Here is a 22,245-nt window from a genome sequence, read left to right on the forward strand (position 1 = left end):
TGCTCCTCTTCGCTCCGGCGGCGGCACAGACCCTTACGTGCTGCGGGGCCCGCTCGTTCACGCCCTCACCAGTCCCTGCCGGGCCTCGCCGCCCAGCGCCAGATAGACGTCCTCCAGGCTGGGCGTGGCGAGCGTGAAGTCGTCCAGGGCGGCGAAGGCGGCCCCGCCGGTCACCGTGGCGACGACGGCGCGGGCCTCCTCGGGCGCGAGCCGCAGCGTCCAGCGCCGGCCGGACCGCGCCGCCCGCTCGCGCAGCACGGCCACCTCGGGCACCTCCAGCGGCGCCCGCTCCCGCCACACCAGCTCCACCCGCACCTCGCCGGCCACCCGCGCCTTGAGCCCGGCGGGGGTGTCGCAGGCGATGACCCGGCCCTGGTCGAGCACGGCGACCCGGTCCAGCACCGTCTCGGCCTCGATCACGTTGTGGGTGACCAGCAGCACGGTCGTGCCGTCCTCGGCCCGCCGCCGGTCCACGGCCGCCCACACCGCGCGCCGGGCCACCGGGTCCATGCCGGTGGTCGGTTCGTCCAGCACGAGCAGCGGGCGCCGGCCCACCAGCGCGGCGGCGAAGCAGGCGAGCCGCCGCTGCCCGCCGGACAGCTTCTTCAGCGCCCGGCCGGCGATCGGGGTCAGCCCCAGCTCCTCCAGCACGGCGTCCCGTTCGGCCCGGGCCCGCCGTACGTCCAGGCCGCGCAGGCGTCCGGTGGTCTCGACGGCGAGGGAGACGGTCAGCTCGTCCAGGGCGCTGGACTCCTGGCCGAGGTAGGCGAGGATCCGGGCCGCCCGCTCGGGGTGCCGGACGATGTCGTGGCCGAGGATCTCGACGCTGCCCGCGTCCGGCCGCAGCAGCCCGGTGAGCTGCCGCACCAGGGTGGACTTGCCGGCGCCGTTCGGGCCGAGCAGCCCGAACACCTCGCCGCGCCGCACGTCCAGTTCCACCCCGTCGGTGGCCCGTACCTCGGGGGTGCCCGGCGTGCCCCGCCGGCCCCGGATCGCCGGGTAGGTCTTGCTGAGCCCGCGCACGCGTACGACCTCGTCGTACCCGAGTGCCTGTCCCGCGCGCGTCATCACAAGGGACGAGACTACGGGGTCCGGGCGCTTTACTCGCCTTTGGGGGCGGCTACGGGGATTCAGTCGGCGGCGGGCGTGTGCTGTTCCGCCGCCGCCGGGATGTCGAACTCGCGCCAGAACCCCGCCCGGATGGCGTAACGGTCGTGTTCGTCGATCTGGTCGTCCTTGTGCGCGAGCAGCCCGAAGCGGGCCGCGTAGCGCAGCAGCTCGCCGTCGATACGGTGCGGGATGCGCGGGTACATCTGCGACAGCCGCTGCAAGTGGCCCTGGTCGCCGAGCCGGGAGATCCAGCGGCGGGCGAAGACCTGCCCCACCTCGTACGGGTCGCCGCCGACGGTGGTGATGTCCTCCTCCCGGTCGGCCCAGCGCTGTTCGGCGGTGGTCAGCTGGGCCAGCGTCGGCAGGGAGGCGGCCTCGGGGGGCTCGGCGGCCACGCCCGGCCGCTCGACCCAGCCCTTGTCGGAGGACCAGCGCAGGGTCGCGGTGGCCGGGTGCTGCACGGACGGGGTGCCGGGTGCGCGCAGCGCGGCCAGGTCCTTGGGGGTGGGAACGCCCTTGGCGGCGGGGACCCGCTCGGGCGCGCCGTTCGACGCCGCCGTGGCGGCCGGGGGGTGCGCGGGCTGTTCGGCGGGCCGTTCGGCCGTGGTGAGCGCGGACTCGGGCAGGGGGGCGGAGAGGATCGCGGCGATCTCGGGGCGGGGCGCGGGCGGCGGGGGGCAGACGCCGGTCAGCTCCTTGGCGCGGACGGCCTGGGTGATCCAGGCACGGTCCAGCACCCGCCGCTCGTCGGCCTCGGCGACCAGGTCCTCGGACTGGTTGTAGTCGCCGTCGGCGGCCTGCACGGCCCACAGGTGGACGGCGACGCCGTGCTCCTTGGCCGCCATCATGCCGGGCAGCAGATCGCCGTCGCCGGTGACCAGGACGACGTCGGAACAGGCGCGGTTGCGGGCCAGTTCGGTCAGTTCGGCGTGCATGGCGGCGTCCACGCCCTTCTGGGCCCAGCGTCCGTCGCTGCGGGTCAGGGCGCCCAGCCGGACGGTGACCCGGGGCATCACGCGCAGCCGGCGGTGCTCGGGCTGGGGAACCCGGTCGGGGGCGCCGTCGAACCAGTAGATGCGCAGCAGCGGGCGCTCGGTGTCGGACTCCGCGCGTTCGCGCAGGGCCTGGATCAGCGCGGCGTGGTCGACGGTGATCCGGGACCGCGAGGGCTCGCCCGCGAGGAGGCTGGCGGCGGCACCCAGCAGGTACCCGGCGTCCACCAGGACGATGCAGCGGTCCACGCGACTCACCCTCTTCCCGGGAGGCTTTGCTTCGGACTTGCTTCGAGTCTGCCCGACCGCGCGGAGCTTAACGGCCCGAACTCGATCTTCGGCGTGGCGTTTCCGGTTCTCGTCCGCCCAGCTGCCCTGTCACACACGGTAATTATCCGACATGCGCCTGATGTCAGGTTATGTGAATCTGGTCCCGGCCCTGGCCCCTAGATCCCCCACAGGAGGCATCACCATGGCCAAGAACAAGAACCGCAAGCCGGCCGGTCCGAAGAACCGCGCGCAGCAGAGCGAGCACGCGCAGCGGCCCCCGGCGGAGGAGCACGATTCGCCGGTGTCCCACATCCAGGGCGGCCCGACGGAGGGCGCGCGCAAGAAGCAGAAGAGCTTCGGCCACAACTAAAGGGCAGTTGAAGCCCGGGCACATATGAGGGGCGCACCCGTGCCGGGTGCGCCCCTTTTCCTGCCCCTCCCCCACCGCTCTCGCGGCGCCGGCCTCAGCCCGCCAGGCAGGACGGGCCGAGCAGCACCTTCAGATCGCCGAACAGGGCCGGGTCGGGCTTGACCCGGTGCCGGTCCAGGCGCAGCACGGTGGTCTTGCGCGGGCCCTGGAGCCTGATGCGCACCTCGCTGTCGCCCTTGTGGTGGCTGAGGATCTCGCCGAGGCGGCTGACCATCGGCGGGGTGACCCGCGTGGCCGGGATGGTGAGGATCACCGGCGCGTTGGTGCCCGCGTTGGACAGGTCCGGGACCTGGAGCTCCATCGCGACCAGCCGCGGCACGTCCTCCCGCTTGTCGAGCCGACCCTTGACGAACACCACGGCGTCCTCGACGAGTTGGGTCGACACCAGCTGGTAGGTGGCCGGGAAGAACATGCACTCGATGGAGCCCGCGAGGTCCTCCACGGTGGCGATGGCCCAGGCGTTGCCCTGCTTGGTCATCTTGCGCTGGAGGCCGGAGATGATGCCGCCGATGGTGACCACCGCGCCGTCGGCGTGCTCGCCGCCGGTGAGCTGGGAGATGCCCGCGTCGGCCTTGTCGGCGAGGACGTGCTCCAGACCGAAGAGGGGGTGGTCGGAGACGTACAGACCGAGCATCTCCCGCTCCTGGGCGAGCAGATAGGTCTTGTCCCACTCGTCGGTGGAGAACTCCACGTCGAGTCCGAAGCCGGGCTCGCTGCTGGTCTCCTCGCCCATCCCGCCGAAGAGGTCGAACTGGCCCTCGGCCTCCTTGCGCTTGACCGCGACCACGTTGTCGATCATCGGCTCGTACTGGGCCATGAGCCCCTTGCGGGTGTGGCCCATGGAGTCGAAGGCGCCGGCCTTGATCAGCGATTCGGTGGTGCGCTTGTTGCAGACCACCGCCTCGACCTTGTCGAGGTAGTCGGGGAAGGAGGTGTACTTCCCCTTCGCCTTGCGGCACTTGATGATCGACTCGACGACGTTGGTGCCGACGTTGCGGACGGCGGACAGGCCGAAGAGGATCACGTCGTCGCCCTGGGCCGCGAAGTTCGCCTCCGACTCGTTGACGTTCGGCGGGAGCACCCGGATGCCCATGCGGCGGCACTCGTTCAGATAGACCGCCGACTTGTCCTTGTCGTCCTTGACGGACGTGAGCAGGGCGGCCATGTACTCGGCGGGGTGGTTCGCCTTCAGGTACGCCGTCCAGTACGACACCAGGCCGTACGCGGCCGAGTGGGCCTTGTTGAAGGCGTAGCCGGCGAACGGGACCAGCACGTCCCACAGCGCCTGGATGGCCTCGTCGCTGTAGCCGTTCTTGCGGGCGCCGGCCTGGAAGATGACGAAGTTCTTCTCCAGTTCCTCCGGCTTCTTCTTGCCCATCACACGGCGGAGGATGTCGGCCTCGCCGAGCGAGTAGCCGGCGATGATCTGGGCGGCCTTCTGCACCTGCTCCTGGTAGACGATCAGGCCGTAGGTGACGTCCAGGACCTCCTTGAGCGGCTCCTCCAGCTCGGGGTGGATCGGCGTGATCTCCTGCTGCCCGTTCTTGCGCAGCGCGTAGTTCGTGTGCGAGTTCATGCCCATCGGGCCCGGCCGGTACAGGGCCGACACGGCGGAGATGTCCTCGAAGTTGTCCGGCTTCATCAGCCGCAGCAGGGACCGCATGGGGCCGCCGTCGAACTGGAAGACGCCGAGGGTGTCGCCGCGCTGGAGCAGCTCGAAGGTCGTGGGGTCGTCCAGCGGCAGGGAGAGCAGGTCGATGTCGAGGCCCTTGTTGGCCTTCACCATCTTGACCGCGTCGTCCATGATCGTGAGGTTGCGCAGGCCCAGGAAGTCCATCTTCAGCAGGCCGAGCGACTCACAGCTCGGGTAGTCCCACTGCGTGATGGTCACGCCGTCGGTGTGCCTCACCCACACCGGGACGTGCTCGGTGATGGTCTCGCTGGACATGATCACGCCGGCGGCGTGCACGCCCATCTGCCGCACCAGGCCCTCCACACCCCGCGCGGTGTCGATGACCTTCTTCACGTCCGGCTCGTTCTCGTACATCGAGCGGACCTCGCCGGCCTCGCTGTAGCGCGGGTGACTGGGGTCGGTGATGCCGGACAGCGGGATGCCCTTGCCGAGGACGTCGGCGGGCATGGCCTTGGTGATGCGGTCGCCCATCGCGTACGGGTAGCCCAGCACGCGCGCGGAGTCCTTGATCGCGTTCTTGGCCTTGATGGTGCCGTAGGTGCCGATCATGGCGACCTTGTCGGCGCCGTACTTCTCGGTCACGTACCGGATCACCTCGACGCGCCGGCGCTCGTCGAAGTCGATGTCGACATCGGGCATCGAGATGCGCTCGGGGTTGAGGAACCGCTCGAAGATCAGGCCGTGCGGGATCGGGTCGAGGTCGGTGATGCCGAGGGCGTAGGCGACGATCGAGCCGGCCGCGGAGCCTCGGCCGGGGCCGACCGCGATGCCCTGCTTCTTGGCCCACATGATGAAGTCGGCGACCACGAGGAAGTAGCCCGGGAAGCCCATCGAGATGATCGTGTCCATCTCGTACTCGGCCTGCTTCTGGCGGTCCTCGGGGATGCCGCCCGGGAAGCGGCGCTCCATGCCGCGGCGGACCTCCTCCTTGAACCAGGTGACCTCGGTGTAGCCCTCGGGGATGTCGAACTTGGGCATGAGGTCGCGCTTCTCGAACATGCCGGCGGTGTCCACCATCTCGGCGACGAGGAGCGTGTTGGCGCAGCCCTCCTGCCAGGCGTCCGAGGAGTCGATGGCGTACATCTCGTCCGTGGACTTCAGGTAGTAGCCGGTGCCGTCGAACTTGAAGCGGTCGGGGTCGGAGAGGTTCTTGCCGGTCTGGATGCACAGCAGGGCGTCGTGGGCCCCGGCCTCGTGCGCGTAGGTGTAGTGCGAGTCGTTGGTGACCAGCGGGGGGATGCCGAGCTTCTTGCCGATCTCCAGCAGGCCGTCGCGGACCCGGCGCTCGATCTCGATGCCGTGGTCCATCAGCTCCAGGAAGTACTTGTCCTTGCCGAAGATGTCCTGGTACTCGGCGGCGGCCTTCAGGGCCTCGTCGAAGTGGCCGAGGCGCAGCCGGGTCTGCACCTCGCCGGAGGGGCAGCCGGTGGAGGCGACGATGCCCTCGGACCACTTGGCGATGGTCTCCTTGTCCATCCGGGGCCACTTCTGCAGCCAGCCCTCGGCGTAGGCGTCGGAGGAGAGCCGGAAGAGGTTGTGCAGGCCGGTCTTGTTCACCGCCCACATCGTCTTGTGCGTGTAGCCGCCGGAGCCGGAGATGTCGTCCCTCTTCTGGTGCGGCTGGCCCCAGAGGATCTTGCGCTTGTTGCGCCGGGACTCGGGGGCGACATAGGCCTCGATCCCGATGATCGGGGTGATTCCGGCCTTTTTCGCGGAGTGGAAGAAGTCGTACGCGCCGTGCAGGTTGCCGTGGTCGGACATGGCGATGTGCGTCATGCCCATCTCATTGCAGGCGTTGAACATGTCCTTCAGCCGCGCGGCACCGTCCAGCAGCGAGTACTGGGTGTGGACGTGCAGGTGCGTGAAGGGCGGCTTCGACACGGTTGAGCCTCCGGGGAAACACTCGGCGACGGTCTGGCGGACGGTTCTGGGGTCAGCGTCGAAGTCTATGCCTCACCACTGACAGCCGGTGGCGCGAAGCGCCTCCATGGGGGGGGTGGCGGTCGGGTGACGGGCGGGCACCTGCGCGTACCGTCGTGCGTTGGAGACGGCAGAAACGCTGTCGTACACATGCACCAGGAGGCACCCCGCGATGTCGGTCCCCCAGCTCGACGAGGAGCAGCGCGGCGAGGAGATCCTCGCCGTCTTCGACACCGCCTTCGGCCGGCTCCTGGCCGCCGACCCGGCCGCGTTCCGGGTGAAGTTCCGGAAGATGGCGGCCTCGGCCTTCGCGTTCTACCGGGGCACGGCGTGCCTCTTCTACCACGACCTGGACACCGACAGGCGCGGCGGTCCGTACCTGGACGAGCGCACCTCGCGCGTGTGGATCCACGGCGACCTGCACGCGGAGAACTTCGGCACGTACATGGATTCGAACGGCCGGCTGATCTTCAACGTCAACGACTTCGACGAGGCCTACGTCGGCCCCTTCACCTGGGACCTGAAGCGCTTCGCGGCGTCCGTCGCGCTGATCGGGTACGCGAAGGCGCTCAGCGACGCGCAGATCACCGAGCTGGTGACGGTCTACGCGCACGCGTACCGGGAGCGGATCCACGCGCTGGCCACGGGCGCCAAGCGGGACGAGGTGCCGCCGTTCACGCTGGAGACCGCGCAGGGTCCGCTGCTGGACGCGCTGCGTGACGCCCGCGCGATGACCCGGTTCGGGCTGCTGGAGTCGATGACGGAGATCCGCGACTTCGAGCGCCGCTTCGCCCCTGGCGGCGGTTCCGTCGAGCTGGACGCGGCCACCCGCTACAAGGTCCTGGCGGCCTTCGACGGCTATCTGGAGACCCTGCCGGACTCCTCCCTGGCCCGCCCGGACTCCTACCGGGTGAAGGACGTCGTGGGCCGCCGGGGCATCGGCATCGGCTCGGCGGGCCTGCCGTCGTACAACATCCTCCTGGAGGGCCACAGCGACGCCCTGGAGAACGATGTGGTGATCTACATCAAGCAGGCGCAGACCCCGGCCGTCTCCCGGCACATCACGGATCCGGCCGTCGCGGAGTACTTCCTGCACGAGGGCCACCGCACGGTGATCTCCCAGCGCGCCCTCCAGGCGCACGCCGACCCGTGGCTGGGCTGGACCGAGCTGGACGGCGCGGGCCAGCTGGTCGCGGAGGTCTCGCCGTACGCGGTGGACCTGGACTGGGGCGACATCGACGACCCGGAGGAGATCGCGGCCGTCGTCGCCGACCTGGGCCGGGCCACCGCCACCATGCACGCGGCGGCGGACGACACCTCCGGCGAGTCCCTGGTGCCGTTCTCCACCGAGCGGGCCATCGACGCGGCGATCGCGGCCGACGAGGAGGGCTTCGCGCCCCTGCTGGTGGACTTCGCGCACGCCTACGGCGCACGCGCGCGTGCCGATCACCAGATCTTCGTGGACCTGTTCCGCAACGGCCGGATTCCGGGGCTGTGATCTTCGCGGATTCCCCGGCACCCTTTGTTCACAGGCACCCTTTAGGGGTCTCTTACCCGCGGGCGTGACACACTCTCCAATCGCTATGGACATATCCGGGACCCAGCTCAGAGCCGTGCGCGCGGCGCTGTTCACGGCCTTCGTCGTGACGCTCGGCACCGCGTCGCACGTGCTGCTGTCCCGTGCCCCGCTGCCGGCGGCGACCGTGGCCGCGGTCGCCGCCGGGGTGTTCGTCACCGCGTACGGGCTGGCGGGCCGCGAGCGCGGCTTCGGCCGGATCGCGGCCCTGCTGGTCCCGCTGGAGCTGGCCGCCGACACGGTGTTCACCACCGGCCAGCACGCCTGTTACGGGCGGGCGGGCGGCCCGGTCGCGGGCCCGCTGCGCGCGGTCGGCCTGGATGTGCTGTGCGAGGGCCGGCTGGGCTCTCCGCTGGCCCGCATGGCCGGCGGCTCCGACCGGGCGGGCGAGCTGTTCGCGCACGCCGGCCCGGCCGCCGCCTGGCTGCTGCTGGCCGCGCACGTCGGTGTGGGCCTGCTCGCCGCGGCCTGGCTGCGCCGGGGCGAGCGGGCGCTGACCCGGCTGGTGCGCGCGGTCGCCGCCACCACCTTCCGGCCGCTGCTGCTGGCGGTGGCCGCGGTCGTCGTACGGCCGCTGCCGGTCCGCGGGCCGCACCGCCCGGCCCCGCGCCGGGCCACCGCGCGGGACCGGCTCCTCGCGCACTCCCTGGGACGGCGTGGACCGCCGTGCTCCCGCCCCGGCCGGACCGCCCTCGCCTGAGCCACGGCTCCCGCGCGGCGGACGGCACCCGAGCACATCTGTCCCCCACATACGAACCGCGCACGACATGTGCGCGTCCCCCAGGGAGATCACCACTATGAGCAAGCGGAACAGCCAGGCCGCGAAGATGGCGGCCCGGGAGCGGCTGCGTCAGGAGCGCGAGCGGCAGGCCAAGCGCGACAAGGTCAGGCGGCAGCTGATCGTGGCCGGCTCGGTCGTCGCCGTACTGGCCGCGGCCGGCGGCATCGGCTACGCCGTCGTCCAGGCCAACAAGCCCGCCCACTGGGAGTCCGTGAAGGACGACAAGCTGGTCACGCCGGCCAACACCACGGGCAAGGACGGCACGACCATCCTGGTCGGCAAGAGCAGCGCCAAGAAGACGCTGGTGATGTACGAGGACCCGCGCTGCCCGGTCTGCGCCTCCTTCGAGCAGGTGGTCGGCCCGACCGTCAAGAAGGGCCTCGACGCCGGCAAGTACAAGATCCAGTTCGTCGGTGCCACCTTCCTCGACAAGGGCTTCGGCGGCGAGGGCTCCAAGAACGCGCTAAGCGCGCTGGGCGCCGCGCTGAACGTCAGCCCGGAGGCGTTCCTGGAGTACAAGAGCGCGCTGTACGCCAAGAAGTGGCACCCGGAGGAGCGGGACGACAAGTTCAAGGACGACTCCTACCTGATCGAGATCGCCGACACGGTCCCCGCCCTGAAGGGCAACGCGCAGTTCCAGAAGGACGTCAAGGACGGCACCTTCGACCGGTGGGCGCTGGAGGAGTCCAAGGTCTTCGACAAGGACGGCATCCGGGGCACCCCGACCCTGAAGATGGACGGCAAGGCCCTGACGGGGGCCGACGGCGAGAACGCGCCGATGACCGTCGAGGAGTTCGACACCGCGCTGGAGGCGGCCCTCAAGGGCTGAGCCGACGACGCGGCTCTCGAGGGCCGAGCCGACGACACGCCGAACTGCGGGCGAACTTTCGGGAGTTCGCCCGCCTTCGCGCATACCGATCAGTAACCTGATCGGTCGTGACCAGTCGATACAGATCAGCCGGGGCCGCACAGGACCCCGGCTCCCTCTCGCCCCGCCGCCGTACGGTCGTCAAGGCCGCGGCGGCGTCCGCCGTGCTGGCCGGCCCGCTGGCCGCCGCGCTGCCGGCCCGCGCCGCCACCGGCGCCCCCGCCTTCCTGCACGGCGTCGCCTCCGGCGACCCGCTGCCCGACGGCGTGCTGCTGTGGACCCGGGTGACCCCGGTCCCGGAGGCCATACCCGGCTCCGGGCTCGGCCCGGACACCGAGGTCGCCTGGGTCGTCGCCCGCGACCGGGCGCTGACGGACGTCGTCGCCCGGGGCTCCGTCACCGCCACGGCCGCCTCCGACCACACCGTCAAGGCCGATGTACGGGGCCTCGCCCCGGCCACGGACTACTGGTTCCGCTTCTCCGCGGGCGGCGCCGACTCCCCGGTGGCGCGCACCCGCACCGCGCCGGCGGCGGACGCGGACGTCTCCTCCCTGCGCTTCGGCGTGGTCTCGTGCGCCAACTGGGAGGCCGGGTACTTCGCCGCCTACCGCCATCTCGCGGCCCGGGGCGACCTGGACGCCTGGCTGCACCTCGGCGACTACATCTACGAGTACAAGTCCGGCGAGTACGCGGCCCGGGGCAAGGTCGTCCGCCCGCACGCGCCGGCGAACGAGATCCTCACCCTCGCCGACTACCGGACCCGGCACGCGAAGTACAAGACCGACCCCGACCTCCAGGCCCTGCATCTGACGGCCCCGGTCATCGCGATCTGGGACGACCACGAGTTCGCCGACAACGCCTGGCCGGGCGGCGCGGTCAACCACACCGAGGGCACCGAGGGCAGCTGGGCGGCCCGTCAGGCCGCCGCCAAACAGGCCTACTTCGAGTGGATGCCGGTCCGCCCGGCCCTCGCCGGCACCACCTACCGGCGGCTGCGCTTCGGCAAGCTCGCCGATCTCTCCCTGCTGGACCTGCGCTCCTTCCGCTCGCAGCAGGCGTCCACGGCGAGCGGCTCGGTGGACGACCCGGACCGCACGCTCACCGGCCGCGCCCAGCTGGACTGGCTCAAGGCCGGCCTGCGGGCCTCCGACACGAAGTGGCGGCTGGTCGGCAACTCGGTGATGATCTCGCCGTTCGCCATCGGCTCGCTCTCCGCCGACCTGCTGAAGCCGCTCGCCAAGCTGCTGGGGCTGCCGCAGGAGGGCATCGCCCTCAACACCGACCAGTGGGACGGCTACACCGACGACCGCCGCGAACTCCTGGCCCACCTGCGGTCCAACGCCATCAGGAACACCGTCTTCCTGACCGGTGACATCCACATGGCCTGGGCCAACGACGTGCCGGTCGACGCGGGCACCTACCCGCTGTCGCCGTCGGCGGCCACCGAGTTCGTGGTGACCTCGGTGACCTCCGACAACCTGGACGACATCGTCAAGGTGCCCGAGGGCACGGTCTCCGCGGTCGCCGCCCCGGTCATCAAGGCCGCCAACCGGCACGTCCACTGGGTCGACACGGACCGGCACGGCTACGGCGTGCTGGACATCACCGCCGAGCGGGCGCAGATGGACTACTACGTCCTGTCCGACCGCACCGACCCGGACGCCCGCGCCACCTGGGCGCGCTCGTACCGCACCCTGAGCGGCACCCAGAAGGTCGAGCGGACCTACGACCCGGTGTGATCCCTCACCCGAGCGTCTCGAGGAAGCCGAGCGCCACCCGCCAGGTGGCCTCGGCGGCCTCCGCGTCGTAGTCCGGCAGCCCGGGGTCGGTGTACAGGTGGCCGGCCCCGGCGTACCGGTAGACCTCCACGTCGGCGCCGGTGCGGCCCATCTGCAGATACCAGGCGCTCAGCCAGTCGTCCGGCTCGAACGGGTCGGGTTCGGCCACGTGCAGCTGCACCGGCAGTCCGTCCACGTGCGCGTTCGGCGCGATGTCGGACGTGCCGTGCAGGAGCAGCAGCCCGCGCGCCTTCTCGTCGCCGAGGGCGAGGGTCTGGGCGACGGAGGCGCCGAGCGAGAACCCGGCGTACACCAGCCCGCGTTCGGAGTACGGCGCCGCCGCCAGCACGGCCCGCTTCAGCAGCTCCTCCTTGCCGATCCCCTCGTTGAACTTCATGCCCGCCTCGACGGTGTCGAACGTGTGGCCCTCGAAGAGGTCCGGCGTCCACACCTCGTGGCCCGCCGCGCGCAGCCGGTCCGCGGCCTCGCGCACCGCGGGCCTGAGCCCGTAGGTCGAGTGAAAGAGCATGATGTTCATGAGGCCATGGTGCCAGCCGGGCGCACCGGGGGCGTATCACGGCCCTACCCACGCGCGTCCCGAAGACACATGTTCATGACCGGCCGAAGCCGGTTACGTTCGGAGGCATGGAGACCGTACTCCGCCCCCTGATCGTCGTCGGCGGTGCCGTGGCGCTGACCCTGCTGGTCGGCTGGGCCACGGACCTGCTGCTGCGCAAGGCCGACGGAAGCCGTGGCGACACCCCGCTGTGGGACCTGCTGCGGCGCGGCCGCGTGCCCTATCAACTCGTGCTGTGCGCCGCCCTGCTCAGAGGCTCCTACGACCAGGCCCGGCTGTTCCCGGAGCACCGCACCGGCGTCGGCCGGACGCTGACGCTGGTGCTGATCGGTGCGGCGGCCTGGCTGGTGATCCGGATCGCGGCGGCCATAGTCGAGACGACGTACACCCGTTACGCGCGCGCCCACCACGACCCGGCCCGGGTCCGCCGGGTGCGCACCCAGGTGACGCTGATCATGCGGGTGGTGTCGGCGATCGTCGGGGTGGTCGCCGTGGCGGCGATGCTGCTGACGTTCCCGGCGATGCGCGCGGCCGGTGCCTCCCTGCTGGCCTCGGCCGGTGTCCTCGGCATCGTGGCCGGTGTCGCCGCCCAGTCCACGCTGTCCAACATGTTCGCCGGGCTGCAGATCGCCTTCGGCGACATGGTCCGCATCGGCGACACGGTCGTGGTGGACGGCGAGTGGGGCACGGTCGAGGAGATCACCCTGACCTTTCTGACGGTCCGGACCTGGGACGAGCGCCGGATCACCATGCCGGTGTCGTACTTCACCTCCAAGCCGTTCGAGAACTGGTCCCGGGGCACCCCGCAGATGACCGGGATCGTCTACTGGCATCTCGACCACAGCGCGCCGGTGGAGGCGATGCGCGAGAAGCTGCGGGACATCCTGCGCGCGTGCCCGGCCTGGGACGGCCGCGCCTACAACCTCCAGGTGACGGACAGCACACCCAACACCATCCAGGTGCGGGCCCTGGTGACGGCGAAGGACGCGGACGACATCTGGACGATCCGGGTCACGGTCCGCGAGCAGATGATCACCTGGCTGGCCGCGGAACACCCCTACGCGCTGCCCCGGGTCAACACCGCCGACGCGGCCCTCCCGCCGCACCAGGCCCCCTCCCCCGACGGCACCTCCTTCCGCAGGGCCTACGAGTTCCCGCGCACCGGCCGCGGCTGAGCGGACGTCACCGCAGGCTGCGGACGTCGAGATGGCGCAGCACCCGGTCCACGATCTCCGGGTCCGCGCCGGGCTCGCTCCGCGCGGCCAGCACCTCGTGCCGCGCGGCGCTGAGCATCTCGTTCTGGATGCGCCGCACCCGTTTGATCCGCTTGACCCGCTGGACCTGGGCCTCGCGCCGCTCCTCCTCCCCCATGTCCGGGCTGATCCGGATCCCGATCTCGAAGGCGCGCCGCAGCATCTGCTCGGACAGCTCCTCGGGCAGCTCCTCGACCTGCTCGATCTCCCGCAGCCGGCGCTTGGCCGCCTTGGCCGCCCGCACCGCCAGCTCCTTCTCGAACTCCTTCTCCCGCGCGGCGTCGGCTCGCACCCCGAGCCGGCGCACCAGCCAGGGCAGTGTCAGCCCCTGCACCACCAGCGTGACGACGATCACTCCGAACGCGATGAAGATGATCTCGTCCCGGTCGGGGAAGGGCGAGCCGTCGTCGGTGCGCAGCGGCACGGCCAGCGCCAGCGCCACCGAGGCCACCCCGCGCATCCCGGACCACCACATCACGACTGTCTCCCGCCAGCTCACCGGGATCTCCTCGTCGTAGTCCCGGCGGGCGTGCAGCCGTTTGGTCAGCCAGGTCGCCGGCAGCAGCCACAGCAGCCGTACGACGACCACCACGCCCACCACGGCCGCCGCCCAGCCGAGCATCTCGCCCCACCGGCCCTGGGCGGTGTGGATGGCGTTGTGCAGCTCCAGTCCGATGAGCCCGAAGGCCACTCCGGTGACGAGGGTGTCGATGATGTCCCAGAAGGTGTGCCCGGCGAGCCTGGTCAGCACGTCGTCGGCGTCGGTGGCGTACTCGGCGAGGAAGAGGGCGGTGGTGAGCACGGCGAGCACCCCGGAGCCGTGCAGCCGCTCGGCGAGCACATAGGAGGCGTAGGGCACCAGCAGGGTCATGCCGATCTGGAGCGTCGGGTCGCCCAGCAGGTCCATCAGCTTGTTCGCGCCCCAGCCCAGCGCCAGTCCCACGGCGACCGCGACGACGGCGGACAGCACCAGGTCCAGCCCGGCCTGCCAGGCCGAGAAGGTGCCGCTCACGGCGGCGGCGATCGCCACGTGGTACAGGACGATGGCCGTGACGTCGTTGAACAGCCCCTCGCCCTCCAGGATCGACACCAGCCGGCGCGGCAGTCCCAGCTGTCCGGCGACGCTGGTCGCGGCGACCGGGTCGGGCGGGGCGATCAGGGCGCCGAGCGCGACGGCGGCGGCGAACGGCAGACCGGGCACGATCTGGTGGGCGACGAACGCCACGCTGACCATCGTCACGAACACCAGGGCGACGGCCAGCAGGAAGATCGGCCGGACATTGGCCGCGAACTGCCGCCAGGAGGTGCGGCGGACGGCGGCGTAGAGCAGGGGCGGCAGCAGCCCCGGCAGGATCAGCTCGGGCGGGATGTCCACATTGGGCACGAAATCCGCCACTGCCAGGACCCCGCCGAACAGGGTCATCAGCACCGGCGCCGGCACCCCCAGCCGGTCCCCTACCGGGACGCTCACCAGGGCCCCGAGCAGCAGTACGAACAACAGAGCCAGCTGGTCCACGGACGGCGCTCCGGGGGTCGACGATCACACGGCCGCGTTCCAGTCTGCCATCGCGACCTGCGGATTCCGCACGACGTCCCGACCGGGTGAGGTGCCGTCAGCGCCCGGCGGGGCCGGGCCGCCGTGTTCTACAGGGTCCGGCGCATCGCCCGGTGCGGTATGCCGGCGTCCTGGAACTGAGGGCCGTACGCCGTGTAGCCCAGGCGTTCGTAGAAGCCCAGGGCCTGGGTCTGCGCGTGCAGGTCCACCGCCGTGAGGCCACGCGCGCGTGCCGCCTCCTCGATGGCGCGCACCAGGGCCGCGCCGACGCCGAGACCGCGCGCCGCCCGTAGGACGGCGAGCCGGCCCAGCGCGCCGACCGTGGCGTCCCCGCCGGTGCGGTCCGCCGCCGCCTCGCCGTACAGCAGCCGCCCGGTGCCCAGCGGCCGGCCGTCCTCGTGGACCGCCAGCACATGCACGGCCACGGCGTCGTACGCGTCGTACTCGATGTCCTCCGCGACGCCCTGTTCGACCACGAAGACCTCCTTGCGGACCGCGAAGCATGCCTCGCGGTCGGCGGGGTCCTCGGCGACCCGGACGGTGCAGCGCGGGCTCACGCCCACGTCTCCTCCCGGACCTGGTCGAGGGCCTGCTGGAGGTCTTCGGGGTAGTCGCTCTCGAACTCGACCCACCGGCCGTCGCCGGGGTGCTCGAAGCCCAGGCGGACGGCGTGCAGCCACTGACGGGTCAGGCGCAGCCGCTTGGCGAGGGTCGGGTCGGCGCCGTAGGTGAGGTCGCCGACGCACGGGTGGCGGTGGGCGGACATGTGGACGCGGATCTGGTGGGTGCGGCCCGTCTCCAGCTTCACGTCCAGCAGGGAGGCGGCGCGGAAGGCCTCGATGAGGTCGTAGTGGGTCACCGACGGCTTGCCGTCGGCGGTGACCGCCCACTTGTAGTCGTGGTTCGGGTGGCGGCCGATGGGGGCGTCGATGGTGCCGCTGGTCGGGTCCGGGTGGCCCTGGACCAGCGTGTGGTAGCGCTTGTCGACCGTGCGCTCCTTGAACTGGCGCTTGAGCGACGTGTACGCGTACTCGGACTTGGCGACCACCATCAGGCCCGAGGTGCCCACGTCCAGGCGGTGCACGATGCCCTGGCGCTCGGCGGCGCCGGAGGTGGAGATGCGGTACCCGGCGGCGGCGAGACCGCCGATGACGGTCGGGCCGGACCAGCCCGGCGACGGGTGTGCGGCCACGCCGACCGGCTTGACGATCACCACCACGTCGTCGTCGTCGTGCACGATCTCCATGCCCTCGACCGGCTCCGCGACCACCTGGACGGGCGCGGGCGCCTGCGGCATCTCGACCTCCAGCCAGGCGCCGCCGCGCACCCGCTCGGACTTGCCGACCACCGCGCCGTCGACCTGGACCTTGCCGGCCGCGGCCAGCTCCGCCGCCTTCGTGCGGGAGAAGCCGAACATGCGGGAGATGGCGGCGTCGACGCGCTCGCCCTCCAGGCCGTCGGGCACGGGCAGGGTACGGATCTCGGGAATCGTGCTCACCCGTCGAGTATGCCGGACGGGCCGCGAGCCACCGAACGAGCCTGTGGAAAACCCCGTGGCCCCGGCCCCGGCCTCAGTCCTTGTGGACGGTGCCGTCCGGGTCCAGGCCGTAGAAGGACAGCACCACGATCAGGATGCCGCCGCACACGATCGCCGAGTCGGCGAGGTTGAACACCGCGAACCCCTTGGGCGCGATGAAGTCCACCACCGCGCCCTCGAAGACGCCCGGCGCCCGGAAGATCCGGTCGGTGAGGTTGCCGAGCGCGCCGCCGAGCAGCAGGCCGAGCGCGATCGCCCAGGGGAAGCTGTACAGCTTGCGGGCCAGCCGGATGATCACCACGATCACGATCGCGGCGATCAGCGAGAAGATCACCGTGAAGGCCGCGCCGAAGCTGAAGGCGGCGCCGGGGTTGCGGATGACGTGCAGTTCCAGCAGGTCCCCGACGACCCGGATCGGCGCGCGGCCCTCCAGCCGGGCGACGACGAGCATCTTGCTGATCAGATCGAGGGCGTACGCGAAGGCGGCCACCGAGAACAGCACGGCGATCCGGCGGCCGCGGCCGGGCTTGCGCGCCGTCTGCCGCCCGGTCGCGTCGTCCGTGCCCGCCTCCCCGGACGCACCGGCGGCCCGGGCGCCGACGGCCGCGCCGGCCGCCGCCGTCTGCTGGTGATCGTCGTCCGGGGTGTCCGGCGTACCGATGATGCGCTCCGCCTCTGCCACGTGAGTCCCTCAGCCTAGGTACCTGACTGGGCACGAGACTACGGCACGGCGGGGCGCCCTCAGGAGCGGCGTTCCTGCTTCTGCTTGCACTCCACGCACAGCGTCGCCCTCGGGAACGCCTGCATCCGGGCCTTGCCGATGGGATTGCCGCAGTTCTCGCACAGACCGTAGGTGCCCGCGTCCAGCCGTTCCAGGGCGCGCTCGGTCTGCGTGAGCATCTCGCGCGCGTTGGCGGCCAGCGCCAGTTCGTGCTCGCGCGTGATGTTCTTGGTGCCGGTGTCGGCCTGGTCGTCGCCGGCGCCGTCCCCGGAGTCCCGCATGAGGCCGACCAGGGACGCCTCGGAGGAGCTGATCTCCGCCCGCAGCCGTTCCAGCTCGGACTGGAGCTCCGCGCGCGCCTCACCGGCCTCCTCCGGGGTCCAGGGGTCCTCGCCGGGGCGCACCGCCAGTTCGCCGGGCTCCGCCGCACCCGCCCGCGCCTTGGGAACGGCGGTCTGTTCCGCCGTGGCCGTGCCAGGAGTCTTCTTCGCAACCACCGTCGTGGCTCCCGTCTGCTTGGCGGCCCGCGCCGCGCCCGCTTTCTTGGCCGTGCTCTTGTGCCCCGCCGCCCGCGCCGCGGCCCTCCCGGCAGCGGCTTCCCCGTGGACGGCGGTCTCCTCAGCGGCGTTCTTCCCGGCGGCCTTCCCGTCGACGCTCTTCCCGGCGGCCGCCGCCGGGACGACCGCCTTCTTCGCAGCCCCCTTCTTCGCCGCCGCGGACTTCTTAGCGACCGCGTCCGCACCCGCTGTCTTCTTCCCCGCCGCCTTCTTCCCAGCCGCCGCCTTCTTACCGACCGCCGTCTTCTCACCGACCGGCTTCTCCTTGCCGACCGCCGCCTCCTCGGCGACCGCCGTCTTCTCGCCGACCGCCGCCTTCCTGCCGACCGGCTTCTCCGTGCCGACCGGCGTCTCCTTGCCGACCGGCGTCTCCTTGGCAACCGGCTTCTCCTTGCCGACCGGCTTCTCCTTGCCGACCGCCGCCTCCTCGGCGACCGCCGCCTTCGCGCCGACCGCCGCCTTCGCGCCGACGGCCGTCTTCGTCCCGGCAGCCGGCTCCTTGGCGCCCTTCGCGTCCGCGCCCTTCACGGCCTTCACGTCCTTCGCGGCCGTCTTCGTGGTGGCCGTCCGGTCCGGGGCGGTCCGGTCGGGGGCCGCCTTCCCGGCGGCACGCCGCGCGCCGGTCTTCCCGGTCGCCGGCTGCTGTACGGCGGTCTTCTTCGCCACCATGGCCGCGGCCCCTTCACATATTGTGATCTTGCTCGCGAATCGTGCTGGGACGATAAATCGACTTGAGTCCCGCGGCAACGGGGCACACCGCCCGATTCGCCCGCCCGCACCCCCCGAGCCACGGGCCTGCATCCGTTGTGCCCAGCTCCCCGCCGGGTAATCCGCCCGTCCCGGGCCGGTCCGGCCGGCACCGGCACCCCCTCGCCATTCGGGTCACCCGGCCCGGCCACCGGCCGCCCGCCCCGCCCCGGGGAAAACCGGTCCGCGGCTGTCCGCGCGGCGCCGTACACTGGGCGGAGCGAGAAGCGTGGATGGGGACGAGTAGCGGCGTACGCAGCCCAGAGCGACCCGGGGACGGTGTGAGCCCGGGGGCGAGCGCGACGTGAAGATCACCCCGGAGCCGCCGGAAGAAAGCCGCAGCCGCAGGGCCACGGCGAGTAGAACCGGCTTCGCGAGCCCAATGAGGGGGCTCACCGGCGCGTACGGCGTGCCGGGGGCCAAGGAGGGTGGTACCGCGGGAGCGCGCCGCACACGGCGTACAGGATCGAAGGCTCTCGTCCCTCCGACGGAAGGCAGCAAGTCCGTTGGAGGATGCTCGCAGATGACAGCGCCGACGTACCGCCAGGTGCCCGCACAGGTCGACCTGCCCGCTCTTGAGCACGCTGTGCTCGACTTCTGGCGCGAGCAGAAGATCTTCGCCAAGAGCCTGGAGCAGTCCGAGGGCCGCCCGGAGTGGGTGTTCTTCGAGGGCCCGCCCACCGCCAACGGCATGCCCGGTGCCCACCACATCGAGGCGCGCGTCTTCAAGGACGTCTTCCCCCGCTTCCGCACCATGCGCGGCTACCACGTGGCGCGCAAGGCCGGCTGGGACTGCCACGGCCTGCCCGTCGAGCTGGCCGTCGAGAAGGAGCTGGGCTTCGCCGGCAAGCAGGACATCGAGGCGTACGGCATCGCCGAGTTCAACGCCAAGTGCCGTGAGTCCGTGACCCGGCACACCGACGCGTTCGCCGAGCTGACCACCCGCATGGGCTACTGGGTCGACCTGGACGACGCCTACCGCACGATGGACCCCGAGTACGTGGAGTCCGTGTGGTGGTCGCTGAAGCAGATCCACGGCAAGGGCCTGCTGGTCCAGGACCACCGCGTCGCCCCCTGGTGCCCGCGCTGCGGCACCGGCCTGTCCGACCACGAGCTGGCGCAGGGCTACGAGACGGTCGTCGACCCGTCCGTGTACGTCCGCTTCCCGCTCACCTCCGGCCCGCTCGCCGGCCAGGCCGCGCTCCTGGTGTGGACGACGACCCCCTGGACGCTGGTGTCCAACACGGCGGTCGCCGCGCACCCGGAGGTCACCTACGTCGTCGCCACCGACGGCGAGGAGAAGCTCGTCGTCGCCGAGCCGCTGCTCGCCAAGGCGCTCGGCGAGGGCTGGGAGAGCACGGGCCAGACCTTCACCGGCGCCGAGATGGAACGCTGGACGTACCAGCGTCCCTTCGAGCTGGTGGAGTTCCCCGAGCCCGCGCACTTCGTGGTGAACGCCGACTACGTCACCACCGAGGACGGCACGGGTCTGGTCCACCAGTCCCCGGCCTTCGGTGAGGACGACCTCAAGGTCTGCCGCGCCTACGGTCTGCCCGTCGTGAACCCGGTCCGCCCGGACGGCACCTTCGCCGAGGACGTCCCCCTGGTCGGCGGCGTCTTCTTCAAGAAGGCGGACGAAAAGCTCACCGAGGACCTGGCGCAGCGCGGCCTCCTCTTCAAGCACCTGCCGTACGAACACAGCTACCCGCACTGCTGGCGCTGCCACACCGCGCTGCTCTACTACGCGCAGCCCTCCTGGTACATCCGCACGACGGCCATCAAGGACCGGCTCATCCAGGAGAACGAGAAGACCAACTGGTTCCCCGAGACGGTCAAGCACGGCCGGTACGGGGACTGGCTGAACAACAACATCGACTGGGCGCTGTCCCGCAACCGCTACTGGGGCACCCCGCTGCCGATCTGGCGCTGTGCGGAGGACCACCTCACCTGCGTCGGCTCCCTCACCGAGCTGAGCGAGCTGACCGGCACCGACCAGTCCGGCCTCGACCCGCACCGCCCGTACATCGACGAGATCACCTTCACCTGCCCGCACGAGGGCTGCTCCCTCGAAGCGGTGCGCGTGCCCGAGGTGATCGACGCCTGGTACGACTCCGGTTCGATGCCGTTCGCGCAGTGGGGCTACCCGTACAAGAACAAGGAGCTGTTCGAGAGCCGGTACCCGGCGCAGTTCATCTCCGAGGCGATCGACCAGACCCGCGGCTGGTTCTACACGATGATGGCCGTCGGCACGCTCGTCTTCGACAAGTCGTCGTTCGAGAACGTGGTCTGCCTCGGCCACATCCTCGCCGAGGACGGCCGCAAGATGTCCAAGCACCTGGGCAACATCCTCCAGCCGATCCCGCTGATGGAACAGCACGGCGCGGACGCGGTGCGCTGGTTCATGGCGGCCGGCGGCTCCCCGTGGGCCGCGCGCCGGGTCGGCCACGGCACCATCCAGGAGGTCGTCCGCAAGACACTGCTGACCTACTGGAACACCGTCGCCTTCCAGGCGCTGTACGCGCGTACGTCGGACTGGGCGCCGACCGCTGCGGACCCGGCGCCGGCCGACCGCCCGGTGCTGGACCGCTGGCTGCTGTCCGAACTGCACGCGCTGACCGACCAGGTGACCCAGGCGCTGGAGGCCTACGACACCCAGCGCGCCGGCAAGCTGCTGTCCGCGTTCGTCGACGACCTGTCCAACTGGTACGTCCGCCGCTCCCGCCGCCGCTTCTGGCAGGGCGACAAGGCCGCGCTGCGCACGCTGCACGAGGTGCTGGAGACGGTCACCAAGCTGATGGCGCCGATCACCCCGTTCATCACCGAGCGGGTGTGGCAGGACCTGGTCGTCCCGGTCACCCCGGGCGCGCCGGAGTCCGTGCACCTGGCCTCCTGGCCGGAAGCCGACCTGTCGGCGATCGACCCCGAGCTGTCCCGGCAGATGGCGCTGGTCCGCCGGCTGGTGGAGCTCGGCCGCGCCACCCGCGCGGAGTCGGGCGTCAAGACCCGTCAGCCGCTGTCCCGCGCGCTGATCGCGGCCACCGGGTTCGAGTCGCTGCACCCGGAACTGCACGCGCAGATCACCGAGGAGCTGAACGTATCCTCCCTGGCGTCGCTGGCCGAGGTCGGCGGCAGCCTGGTCGACACGACCGCCAAGGCCAACTTCCGGGCGCTGGGCAAGCGGTTCGGCAAGCGGGTGCAGGACGTGGCGAAGGCCATCGCGGGTGCCGACGCGGCCGCGCTGTCCCTCGCGCTGCGCCAGGGCACGGCGTCCGTGGAGGTCGACGGCGAGACCGTCACCCTCGCCCCGGACGAGGTGATCATCACGGAGACCCCGCGCGAGGGCTGGTCGGTGGCCTCCGACTCCGGTGCCACGGTGGCGCTGGACCTGGAGATCACCGAGGAGCTGCGGCAGGCGGGTCTGGCCCGGGACGCGATCCGGCTGATCCAGGAGGCCCGCAAGAACAGCGGCCTGGACGTCGCCGACCGGATCGCCCTGCGCTGGACCTCCACGGACCCGGCGGTCGTCGCGGCCCTCTCCGAGCACGCCGGTCTGATCGCCGACGAGGTCCTCGCGACCGACTTCGCCCAGGGCGAGGCCGACGGCGGCTACGGCGAGCCGTTCACCGACGAGGGTCTGTCGCTGACGTTCCGCCTGCGCAAGGCGTAGGCGCCGGACAGCCGGAAGGCCCGGTTCCCCCTGTGGGGGCCGGGCCTTCGGTGTCATACGACGAGAGCGACTGGGTGCGCCGGGGCGGGCCGGATTCGAACCGGCGTCCTCCTAGATGCCATCGAGGCGCGACGACCATCTGCGCTACGCACCCCGGCGCATGGGCCAGGCTACCCGAAAACGATCACCGTGGCTCCCACGGCTCGGGGAAGC

General features: G+C 71.4%; 16 protein-coding genes. 7 read left to right on the top strand and 9 right to left on the bottom strand.

Going from position 1 to position 22,245, the window contains the following annotated elements:
• Positions 1-57: 57 nt before the first annotated feature.
• Together IE251_RS09310 and IE251_RS09315 are read right to left on the bottom strand one after the other, a co-directional pair.
• On the bottom strand, positions 58-1,068 hold the full coding sequence (locus IE251_RS09310; protein WP_189752422.1) for an ABC transporter ATP-binding protein: 1,011 nt from the start codon (positions 1,066-1,068) through the stop codon (positions 58-60).
• Positions 1,069-1,130: 62 nt separating this feature from the next.
• Positions 1,131-2,351, bottom strand: coding sequence for an NYN domain-containing protein (locus IE251_RS09315; RefSeq protein ID WP_189752423.1), 1,221 nt, complete (start codon positions 2,349-2,351; stop codon positions 1,131-1,133).
• 223 nt (positions 2,352-2,574) lie between these two features.
• Here IE251_RS09315 and IE251_RS09320 point away from each other — a divergent pair, with 223 nt between their 5' ends.
• Positions 2,575-2,742, top strand: a complete 168-nt coding sequence (locus IE251_RS09320; protein WP_189752424.1) for a hypothetical protein — start codon at positions 2,575-2,577, stop codon at positions 2,740-2,742.
• A 94-nt stretch (positions 2,743-2,836) separates the two neighbouring features.
• Here the strand turns inward: IE251_RS09320 and dnaE are convergent, their stop codons facing one another.
• Complete coding sequence (gene dnaE / locus IE251_RS09325; RefSeq protein ID WP_189752425.1) at positions 2,837-6,376, bottom strand: DNA polymerase III subunit alpha; 3,540 nt, start codon at positions 6,374-6,376, stop codon at positions 2,837-2,839.
• Positions 6,377-6,587: 211 nt separating this feature from the next.
• Between dnaE and IE251_RS09330 the strand changes: the two genes are divergently transcribed.
• The 4 genes from IE251_RS09330 (at position 6,588) to IE251_RS09345 (ending at position 11,379) form a co-directional block, all read left to right on the top strand.
• Complete coding sequence (locus IE251_RS09330) at positions 6,588-7,913, top strand: DUF2252 domain-containing protein (RefSeq protein ID WP_189752426.1); 1,326 nt, start codon at positions 6,588-6,590, stop codon at positions 7,911-7,913.
• A gap of 85 nt (positions 7,914-7,998) precedes the next feature.
• The gene (locus IE251_RS09335; RefSeq protein WP_189752427.1) at positions 7,999-8,691 is read left to right on the top strand and encodes a hypothetical protein; all 693 of its coding nucleotides are present in this window, start codon (positions 7,999-8,001) and stop codon (positions 8,689-8,691) included.
• A gap of 97 nt (positions 8,692-8,788) precedes the next feature.
• The gene (locus IE251_RS09340) at positions 8,789-9,601 is read left to right on the top strand and encodes a thioredoxin domain-containing protein (protein WP_189752428.1); all 813 of its coding nucleotides are present in this window, start codon (positions 8,789-8,791) and stop codon (positions 9,599-9,601) included.
• A gap of 107 nt (positions 9,602-9,708) precedes the next feature.
• Positions 9,709-11,379, top strand: coding sequence for an alkaline phosphatase D family protein (locus tag IE251_RS09345; protein WP_189752429.1), 1,671 nt, complete (start codon positions 9,709-9,711; stop codon positions 11,377-11,379).
• A 4-nt stretch (positions 11,380-11,383) separates the two neighbouring features.
• Here the strand turns inward: IE251_RS09345 and IE251_RS09350 are convergent, their stop codons facing one another.
• Complete coding sequence (locus IE251_RS09350; RefSeq protein WP_189752430.1) at positions 11,384-11,956, bottom strand: dienelactone hydrolase family protein; 573 nt, start codon at positions 11,954-11,956, stop codon at positions 11,384-11,386.
• 107 nt (positions 11,957-12,063) lie between these two features.
• Here IE251_RS09350 and IE251_RS09355 point away from each other — a divergent pair, with 107 nt between their 5' ends.
• Entirely contained in the window at positions 12,064-13,170 is a 1,107-nt protein-coding gene (locus tag IE251_RS09355; protein ID WP_189752431.1) for a mechanosensitive ion channel family protein, read from the top strand.
• A 7-nt stretch (positions 13,171-13,177) separates the two neighbouring features.
• Here the strand turns inward: IE251_RS09355 and IE251_RS09360 are convergent, their stop codons facing one another.
• The 5 genes from IE251_RS09360 to IE251_RS09380 all read right to left on the bottom strand — a co-directional run bounded on the left by IE251_RS09360 (position 13,178) and on the right by IE251_RS09380 (position 18,287).
• Positions 13,178-14,764 (bottom strand): Na+/H+ antiporter, encoded by a 1,587-nt coding sequence (locus IE251_RS09360; protein ID WP_189752432.1) that lies wholly within the window; start codon positions 14,762-14,764, stop codon positions 13,178-13,180.
• A 128-nt stretch (positions 14,765-14,892) separates the two neighbouring features.
• Entirely contained in the window at positions 14,893-15,360 is a 468-nt protein-coding gene (locus IE251_RS09365; RefSeq protein ID WP_189752433.1) for a GNAT family N-acetyltransferase, read from the bottom strand.
• Positions 15,357-16,301: an RluA family pseudouridine synthase gene (locus tag IE251_RS09370; RefSeq protein WP_189752434.1), complete on the bottom strand. Its 945-nt coding sequence runs from the start codon at positions 16,299-16,301 to the stop codon at positions 15,357-15,359. The genes IE251_RS09365 and IE251_RS09370 overlap by 4 nt, the downstream gene beginning before the upstream one ends.
• 73 nt (positions 16,302-16,374) lie before the next feature.
• Complete coding sequence (lspA, locus tag IE251_RS09375; protein ID WP_189752435.1) at positions 16,375-17,022, bottom strand: signal peptidase II; 648 nt, start codon at positions 17,020-17,022, stop codon at positions 16,375-16,377.
• A gap of 59 nt (positions 17,023-17,081) precedes the next feature.
• Positions 17,082-18,287 carry a TraR/DksA family transcriptional regulator gene (locus tag IE251_RS09380; RefSeq protein ID WP_189752436.1) on the bottom strand — a complete coding sequence of 402 codons (1,206 nt, stop codon included), beginning with the start codon at positions 18,285-18,287 and terminating at the stop codon, positions 17,082-17,084.
• Between the two features lie 601 nt (positions 18,288-18,888).
• Here IE251_RS09380 and ileS point away from each other — a divergent pair.
• Positions 18,889-22,032 (top strand): isoleucine--tRNA ligase, encoded by a 3,144-nt coding sequence (gene ileS, locus IE251_RS09385; RefSeq protein ID WP_189752437.1) that lies wholly within the window; start codon positions 18,889-18,891, stop codon positions 22,030-22,032.
• Positions 22,033-22,245: the final 213 nt, after the last annotated feature.

This window comes from Streptomyces eurythermus, from assembly GCF_014649115.1.
Taxonomy (GTDB): Bacteria; Actinomycetota; Actinomycetes; order Streptomycetales; family Streptomycetaceae; genus Streptomyces; species Streptomyces eurythermus.

What these genes read in the sequence shown, in the direction of transcription:
- IE251_RS09310 (WP_189752422.1), bottom strand. Translation starts at nt 1,068, where the DNA reads ATGACGCGCGCGGGACAGGCACTCGGGTACGACGAGGTCGTACGCGTG.
- IE251_RS09320 (WP_189752424.1), top strand. Translation starts at nt 2,575, where the DNA reads ATGGCCAAGAACAAGAACCGCAAGCCGGCCGGTCCGAAGAACCGCGCG.
- IE251_RS09330 (WP_189752426.1), top strand. Translation starts at nt 6,588, where the DNA reads ATGTCGGTCCCCCAGCTCGACGAGGAGCAGCGCGGCGAGGAGATCCTC.
- IE251_RS09335 (WP_189752427.1), top strand. Translation starts at nt 7,999, where the DNA reads ATGGACATATCCGGGACCCAGCTCAGAGCCGTGCGCGCGGCGCTGTTC.
- IE251_RS09340 (WP_189752428.1), top strand. Translation starts at nt 8,789, where the DNA reads ATGAGCAAGCGGAACAGCCAGGCCGCGAAGATGGCGGCCCGGGAGCGG.
- IE251_RS09350 (WP_189752430.1), bottom strand. Translation starts at nt 11,956, where the DNA reads ATGAACATCATGCTCTTTCACTCGACCTACGGGCTCAGGCCCGCGGTG.
- IE251_RS09355 (WP_189752431.1), top strand. Translation starts at nt 12,064, where the DNA reads ATGGAGACCGTACTCCGCCCCCTGATCGTCGTCGGCGGTGCCGTGGCG.
- IE251_RS09380 (WP_189752436.1), bottom strand. Translation starts at nt 18,287, where the DNA reads ATGGTGGCGAAGAAGACCGCCGTACAGCAGCCGGCGACCGGGAAGACC.
- ileS (WP_189752437.1), top strand. Translation starts at nt 18,889, where the DNA reads ATGACAGCGCCGACGTACCGCCAGGTGCCCGCACAGGTCGACCTGCCC.